At 71.5% G+C, this 7,750-nt stretch carries 6 protein-coding genes; all 6 read right to left on the bottom strand.

Going from position 1 to position 7,750, the window contains the following annotated elements; translation table 11 throughout:
* Nucleotides 1–23 precede the first annotated feature (23 nt).
* On the bottom strand, nucleotides 24–1,397 hold the full coding sequence (locus G6R25_RS18900) for a lysophospholipid acyltransferase family protein (RefSeq protein ID WP_163554040.1): 1,374 nt from the start codon (nucleotides 1,395–1,397) through the stop codon (nucleotides 24–26).
* Between the two features lie 56 nt (nucleotides 1,398–1,453).
* Nucleotides 1,454–2,494: an NAD-dependent epimerase/dehydratase family protein gene (locus G6R25_RS18905; protein WP_163554041.1), complete on the bottom strand. Its 1,041-nt coding sequence runs from the start codon at nucleotides 2,492–2,494 to the stop codon at nucleotides 1,454–1,456.
* Between the two features lie 148 nt (nucleotides 2,495–2,642).
* On the bottom strand, nucleotides 2,643–3,506 hold the full coding sequence (locus G6R25_RS18910; protein WP_163554042.1) for an SAM hydrolase/SAM-dependent halogenase family protein: 864 nt from the start codon (nucleotides 3,504–3,506) through the stop codon (nucleotides 2,643–2,645).
* A gap of 221 nt (nucleotides 3,507–3,727) precedes the next feature.
* The gene (locus G6R25_RS18915) at nucleotides 3,728–3,826 is read right to left on the bottom strand and encodes a 30S ribosomal protein bS22 (protein WP_003948845.1); all 99 of its coding nucleotides are present in this window, start codon (nucleotides 3,824–3,826) and stop codon (nucleotides 3,728–3,730) included.
* Nucleotides 3,827–3,909: 83 nt separating this feature from the next.
* A complete protein-coding gene (proC, locus tag G6R25_RS18920) occupies nucleotides 3,910–4,707 on the bottom strand; it encodes a pyrroline-5-carboxylate reductase (RefSeq protein ID WP_163554043.1) in 798 nt (265 codons plus the stop codon).
* Between the two features lie 458 nt (nucleotides 4,708–5,165).
* Complete coding sequence (locus G6R25_RS18925; RefSeq protein WP_205447242.1) at nucleotides 5,166–7,316, bottom strand: acyltransferase family protein; 2,151 nt, start codon at nucleotides 7,314–7,316, stop codon at nucleotides 5,166–5,168.
* Nucleotides 7,317–7,750: the final 434 nt, after the last annotated feature.

Below are 7,750 nucleotides of genomic sequence, written 5' to 3' on the forward strand. Positions count from 1 at the left end.
CGGGCGGCCACGGCTCTGTCCGATCAGAAGAACACCGACCGGCGTTGCATCAGCAGGCTGTACAGCGTGTGCTGGATGATCTCGCGGATGCGGTCGGTGAGCTCGAAGACGAGCATCGGATCGTCCGCCGCCTCCGCCGGGTAGGAGTCGGTCGGCACCGGCTCCCCGAACTCTATGATCCACTTCGAGGGGAGCGGGATCAGGCCCAGCAGGCCGAGCCACGGGAAGGTGGGCGTGATCGGCAGGTAGGGCAGGCCGAGCAGGCGGGCGAGCGACTTCGCGTTGCCGATCATCGGGTAGATCTCCTCGGCGCCGACAACCGTGCACGGGATGATCGGCACCCCGGCCCGCAACGCCGCCGAGACGAAGCCACCCCGGCCGAAGCGCTGCAGCGTGTAGCGCTCGCTGAACGGCTTGCCCACCCCCTTGAACCCCTCCGGCCAGACCCCCACCAGGTGCCCCGCGGTCAGCAGCCGTTCCGCGTCCGCCTGGCAGGCCAGCGTGTTGCCGATCTTGCGGGCCAGCGGGGCAAGGAACGGCACGGCGAACACCAGGTCCGCGGCGAGCATCCGCAGGTTGCGGTGGGCCGGATGGTGGTCGAGGATCGCCATCGCCATCATCAGCGCGTCCACCGGCAGGGTGCCCGAGTGATTGGCCACCACCAGCGCCCCACCGACGTCGGGGACGTTCTCCAGCCCACGCGTCTCCACCCGGAAGTAGTCGCGATAGACGGGACGCAGCAACGGTGCGATCACGTGCTCGGTGAGGTCGGGGTCGAACCCGTGCTCGTCGACGACGTAGTCGCCGGTGATGCGCCGGCGTAGGAAGGCCAGCACACCGGCCAGCGCCGTCTCCAGATCGCCGGACTCGGCGAACCCGGACTCGGACTCGGGTGCCGGGGCGCCATGCTCCGCGCCCGAACCGGCCCGCCTGCCACCCCGGACGTTCGCGGCTCGGACGTTCGCGGCAGTGCCGTCCTCTGCACCGGCTCCGGCGCTGCCGCCCGGCCTGGTCACCGGGCCCCGTCCCGCAGCGGCCTGCGGTCCAGAGGCGGCGCCGTTAGACGCGGCGCCCTTGGAGGCGGCCAAGCGCGCTGGGCGGCTGGTCGGCCGCTTCGCCCGCGGCGGGCGGACGCCGTTGAGCGGGCGCACCCTCGGGTCGGCCGGCCGCCGGGGGGCCGGCTCACCGGCGTCCGCCACAGCCGGATCGGGGCTGCCGGCGCCAGCGCTGGTGGCAGGCTCGGGTGCTGCTTCGCCCGCGTCCGCCGCCGGGGTGCGGGCGGCGGGTCGGGATCGGCCGCGGCGGGCAGGCCGAACGCCGTCCGCCGCGGCCGCCCGCTCCTCGCTGTTCAGCGGGATGATCTGCGCGTCCCCCCGGGACTCGTCACGATCCGCCATGCGCTCCGCCTCTCCCCGCCCGCCGCGACGGCCGGTCGGTCCCCCCGTCGGGCGCGTCACGGCGAGTCCATCAGCCAGCGCCGGTCCAGCGAGCCGAGCAGGCCATGCTCGATCCGGGACACCAGCTCGTGGTCGATGGTGAACCGGAGATCGCGATAACGGACGAAGTTGTCGAAAGTCTCCATCGTCGAGTAGCGGGGCCGGTAGCCGAAGACCGTCTTCAGCCGGGCCGTGTCGACCGCCCGCCCGTGGGCAAGCAGGTCGAGCTGCTCGGCGGAGAAGTCGACCAGACGCAGCCGGCGGGCCACCCCGCCGAGCACCCCGATCGCAGGGAAGGGCACCGGGAAGAAGGGGCGGCCCGCCCGGCGGATCGCCTGGGAGAGCAGCAGCACCCCGTCCCCGGCGACGTTGAACGTGCCCGCGTGCTCGTCGCGGGTCGCGCGCAGGAGCACCCCGAGGGCGTCTTCGGAGTGCAGGAGCTGGATGCGCGGGTCGAAACCGAGCACCGTCGGCACCACCGGCAGATCCAGGTAGCGGGCCAGTGGGCTGTCCGCCTGCGGGCCGAGAATGTTGGTGAAGCGCAGCACGGTGACCGCGATGTCGGGACGGCGCCGGCTGAACCCGCGGACGTAGCCCTCGACCTCGACGGCGTCCTTCGCGTACCCGCCGGTGGGCAAGGCGCGCGGCTCGGTGTCCTCGGTGAACAGCGCCGGGTCCCGCGGCGAGGAACCGTAGATCGACGTCGTCGACTTCACGACCAGCCTGGTCACACTTCTCGCCTTCTGACAGGCGGCGAGCAGCTGCATCGTGCCGATCACGTTGATCTCCTTCATCGCGGCCCGGCCGCCCGCCCCCAGCGGGGTCGCGATGACGTTGAGATGCAGCACCGTGTCGATCTCCGCGGTGGAGATGACCTTGGCGATCAACGGATGCCGGATGTCGGCCCGGACGAACCGGGTCCGGCCGAGGTCCGCGTCGGGCGCTGCCGTGTCGACACCGACCACGGCCTCGACCTCGGGATCCGCGGCGAGGGCCGTCGCCACCTGGGCGCCCAGCGGCCGCGCGACACCGGTAACCAGCACCCGGCGTGGTCTCATGGCAGTCTCCCCGCAACGCCCGCAGGTGTCCCTCCGGCGCCGGGGACGATGCACGCGCCCCCGCCGCGGTCATCCTACGCCCGCTCCTCCCGCTGTCACTGCGCAGCGTGAGCCGAGTCGGCGTGTCGACTACAGAAGGTAAGCGCCGTCAGAGGGGAAGCGGCAGATCCTGGACGATGCGGAACGCGGAGGGGTCCCGGGGAAGCTGCGCGATCACGACCGCGTCCTGACGGCGCAACCGCAGCGCGTCCGAGGCCCGGCCACAGTTCACCGCGATCATCACGCGACGCAGGGCATCCTCACACACGGTGACCCCGCCCCGGGACACCTCGCCGTACGTCTGCGTGAAGGTCAGCCGCATGAGCCGGTTGCCGGCCCGAACCTCGACCGGATCGCCGAGCAGGATGCCGGCCGCCTCCAGGTCGATGCGGGTCATGTTGAGCGAGAGGTTGCCGAAATGGTCGATTGACACGACCTCGCCGTGGACGTGGTCGTCGTCGACGCTGCACGCGCGCGGCCGGAACCGGGTGAGCGAGGCAGGGGCGAGCCCCGGGCCGACGTCTGTCAGGTCCAGGCCCGCCGCGAGCCGCGCCGCCACCGGCGCGTAGACGTCCCGCCCGCGAAACACCGCCGTGGGCAGCGGCAGCCAGAGCTCCCGGTTGGCGATCTCGTAGACGTCCGCGATGCCGCCGAGGGCCTCCCAGGCCAGGGAAGCCACTCCGTTGTCCGGACACACGAACACGGAACGGTCGGCGGTGCGAACCACGACCCCGCGGGTGTAACCGTCCGCGTCGAGGCGTTCGACGACGACGAGATGGGTCCCCGCCGACAGGTAACCGACCGCCCCGGCCAGGGTGATCGCCGCATGCCCCACATCCTGGGGCGCGATCGAATGGCAGACGTCGAGCACCCGCGTGGACGGGGCGTGCCGCGCGATGACGCCGTAGCACACCCCGACGCAGGCGTCGTCGACGCCGTAGTCGGACAGAAAGTTGATCCACGAGCCCGCCATGCCGTCCCCCTGCCTGCGGACCGGCCGCGCTGCCGCCCCAGCGGAGTCAGCCTGCCACAGAGTCATGGCTTAAGCACGTAGAGCGACGCGGCGGGACTCCTATTGGCACAGGAGCCGCGCGCCACGCGCGGGTAGGAACACCGGGAAGACGCCGATGACGGAGAACGTGGGCCCAACCGACCATCCGTCGGCGCGTCCCCCGCACCGGACCGGCCGGGAACCTACTTCTTGTTGCGACGCTGAACGCGGGTGCGCTTCAGCAGCTTGCGATGCTTCTTCTTGGCCATCCGCTTGCGACGCTTCTTGATGACTGAGCCCACGTACCCGACCGATCTATGTTGAGGAAGTTACCGGGCGAGCCTACCCGCCTCGGAGGCCAACCACGTCGCGCCCGGTGTCCCAGCTACGAACGGCCCAGTTCCCGGGAGCGGTCACTAGCGGCCTCCAACGCGTCCATCAGCGCTGCGCGCACCCCTCGCCGGTCCATCTCCCGCAACGCCGCGACGGTGGTTCCCGCGGGCGAGGTGACCGCCTCCCGCAGCAGGGCGGGATGCTCGCCGCTCTCGCGCAGCATCCGGGCCGAGCCCAGCGCCGTCTGGATGATGAGTTCCGTGGCCAGCGGACGCGGCAGGCCGAGCAACACGCCAGCCTCGATCATCGCGTCGACCAGATAGAAGAAGTACGCCGGCCCGCTGCCGGAGAGCGCCGTGACCGCGTCGAGCTGGGACTCCGCGACCAGGGTGACCCGCCCGACCGGCGCGAGCAGCGCCTGCGCGACGGCGAGGTGCTCCTCCCCCGCGTTGCGGCCGGCGCACATCGCCGACATCGCCTCCCCGACGAGCAACGGGGTATTCGTCATGACCCGGATAACCGGCGGCGATGACGGCAGCCGCTCCTCGATCGCCGCCGTGGTCACTCCGGCCGCGAGCGACACAACCAGCGCGCCGGCGGAGACCTCCGGGGCGATCTCGGTCAGCAATGCGCCGACGTCCTGCGGCTTGACCACGATGAGCAGCACATCGGCCTTGGCCGCGGCGACCACCGGGGAGTGGACCTCGACGCCGTGGCGGGCGGCGATCTCGGCGGCCCGGCCCGCGTCCCGTTCGGCCACGACGACGTCCCCGGCCGAGTGCCCGGAACCCAACAGACCAGACAACACGGCTGCGCCCAGCCGTCCCGCCCCCATGACCGCAACGATCATGACCGTCCTTCCCTTCCGTCCGCTTCGCCCCCGCGGCCTGGAGGGTACGGCCCGATCGGACGATCCGGGGAACGCGGGTCGTCCCGGACCTGGAAGGTACAGATCAACGGCCGTCGCCCGGCCCACCGCCATACCCGGTCAACGGCCATACCCGCCTTGGCCGCCGCCCTAGTCACCCTGCTGGCGATCGCCGGTCGCGCCGCGTCCGGGGGCGGCGTCCGCGACCGGAGGCCAGCCAGCACGACCCGTCCCGCGGTCGTAACCACCGCCCTCGGCGTGGCCGCCCCGGTCCGGCCCGGGCCAACGGCGGGTAAGCGGATCACCGGTCGGATGGGAGGGGAATGCCTGCGTCCAAGACCGGTCGCCCGCGCCGACTCCCTGCTCCCACTCGTAGTTCGGCTCTCCGAGGTAGGCATGGTCCACGTAGGCGGGCCCGACTGGCGGCGGGGTCGGGCCGGTCAGCGGGTCACCGCTCGGTCCCCTGTAGCCACCGCGACCGCTGTAATCATCGGAACCGGGGTAACTTCCGGAATCGGGGTAACTTCCGGAATCGGGGTGAGAGCGGGGATCGCTGTAACCACCGGGACCGGCATAACCATGCGGATCGGCGTAGTCGCGCGGACCGGCGTAATCACCGGGAGCGCGGTAACCCACCTGATCGGGATAATCAGCCTGCGGGGGTGATCAGCCGGGCCGGTGCGGGCGGCGGGACCGGTAGCGCCGCCCGGAGCGGTGCGCGGCGGCCAGGGCCGGTCTGCGGGCGCGGCAGCGTGGCCAGCCCGGGGGCGCGCGTACCCCTCGTCGATCCAGACGTCGGTGCCGTCGTCGGCGCCCTGCTCGGCGAAGCCCGGCAGGTCCCCCACACGCGAGCCGGCGTCCCGGTCGTAGGAGCCGGGCGGCGGCTGGCTGACCCAGCCCCGGCCGGCACGGCGATCCTGACCGGTGTCGGCCCAGCCCGAAGCGGTCCGCGGGCCGCTCCCATAGGTGTTGGCGTCGGCGCCGTCCGGACGCCTACCGTCCGAACGGTAGGCCGGCTGCGGGTCTTGCCGGCCGTCCGCCGCCGGCTGGCCGCGGCTCGGACGGTCGCGGCCGTATTCCGCATCGGCGTATCCGGGATCGGCGTACCCGGGATCCACGTATCCGGGATCGGCGTGCGGGGCGTCGACGAAGTCGTGATCCGTGTACCGGTCAGCGTCGCGTCGGCTTCCGCCGTCGCGGCGGTGACCGGTGGCGCGGCCGGCCATCCCCGGCAGTTCCAACCAGGCAGTGTCCTCGTCGCGCCCGACCTGCTCGAACCGCCCGACTTCCTCGGGGCGTCCAAGATCCTCGGGCGCCGGGCGGGCGTCGGGGACCTTCACCGTCGCGGGTCCGCGGGGGGTGTTCGCCCACTTGGGCCGGGACCGCTGCGCGGGCTTCTCGACGAACCGGTTCGAGAAGTAGGCGATGAACGTGCTGGCGGCGGCAGCACACACTACCGACGGCCACAGCCCGATTCGGGGCACGAGCTGACCGTTCGCCGCGGAGATGACCGGGTAGTGCCACAGATAGATACTGAAGGTGATCTTGCCGAGGAAGGCCATCCGCGGGCTGCCGAGCAGGCGGACCCAGGCGGCGTCGCGGCGCAGGTCGGCGCCGAGGATGACGATCGTGCCGAGCAACGCGCTCGGGATGTACGCGGCGTGGTCGAGCCAGTTGGCGTTGTGGCTGTCCTTGTTCGGCCCGAGGAAGGCGAAGAAGACCAGCCCGATCCCGGCGACGAGGCCGAGGCCGGCGATACCCCGCCCCACCGTCCAGCGCTCGACGGCGGCCGAGGTGACCGGCGTGACCTTGCTTCCCAGCTGCGAAGAGTGCCGGCGGCGGCGTCCGCCCGTGGTCGGGTCGGTGACCGGCTCCTGCGCGGCCAGGGCCCGCAGTCTGGTGTCGCGCCAGACAGCCAGGAGGCAGCCGATCAGCAGCGGGGCGACGTGCGTGTCAAGCGCCAGGTACACCCGCGAGTGCGGCGCGCCGCCGCTGGCGACGGTAAACGTCCAGATCGCGACGATCACGATCATCGCGAGCAGGATTTTGATCAGATGCGGCCGTAGCCGCTCGGATCGGGTGACGAGCAGGAACATTGCTGGCCACAGCAGGTAGAACTGCTCCTCCAACGACAACGACCAGACGTGGGCCAGCCAGCGACCGCCTGCCGCCGGATGCTCGACCTTGTACCAATTGTTGACGTTGAAGAACGCGGACACCGCGCTGCCGATGTAGTCGTTCCGGAAGGGGACGTCGTGCCATTTGAACGCCACCGTGACGGCGAGCCCGACCAGCAGGTAGACCCACATCGCAGGCATGAGCCGATACGCACGCCGAACCAGGAATCGACCCAGGGAGACCGTCCCCGTCCGGCTGCGCTCGGCCAGCAGCAGCGCGGTGATGAGAAATCCGCTGAGGACGAAGAAGACGTCGACCGCCACGTTGCTGGTATGGATGGCGCCCATGTGGCCGGCGAGGATGATGTAGATGCAGATGATCCGCAGCCCGTCGAGGGCCGGGTTGTAGGCGAAATTCGCGGCGGCGTCCGCGGACGAGGCTCCGGCCGGCCGGGTCGGTGCGGACGATCGCATCGGTGGCTGTGGGCGCGGCGGGTCGCCGCTGAGATGCGCCCCGCCGCGCCCGCGTCGGCCGCCAGCCCACACATCGCGCGCAGGTGGGTCTGAGGCGTGCGGGTCCCCCATCCGGGGGTTCCCCGTATTCGGCTTCCCCGTACCGAGATCCCCGGCGTGTAGATCCATTGTCCGGGTGTCCGTCTGCCAGGAGACCGGCGGGCCGGCAACCGTCGCCCGGGATTCCGCCGTTCCAGCTCGTTGCGGACCACGCCGCATGATGACCGTCGCCTCCTCTAGCGGAACGCCGGCGGTCGGCGTCCGACTCAGGGGTGACGTGTGGCGCCGGGATGGGCCGGACGCGGCGCTGCGGATCGTGCACCGATCCGCTCGTCCAGCCGGACCAGCACCCGGTACCCGGTACCTGCAACACTGAGCCTTTCCCGGTAACGTTT

It is taken from the genome of Candidatus Frankia alpina, from assembly GCF_902806485.1.
Classification (GTDB): Bacteria; Actinomycetota; Actinomycetes; order Frankiales; family Frankiaceae; genus Frankia; species Frankia alpina.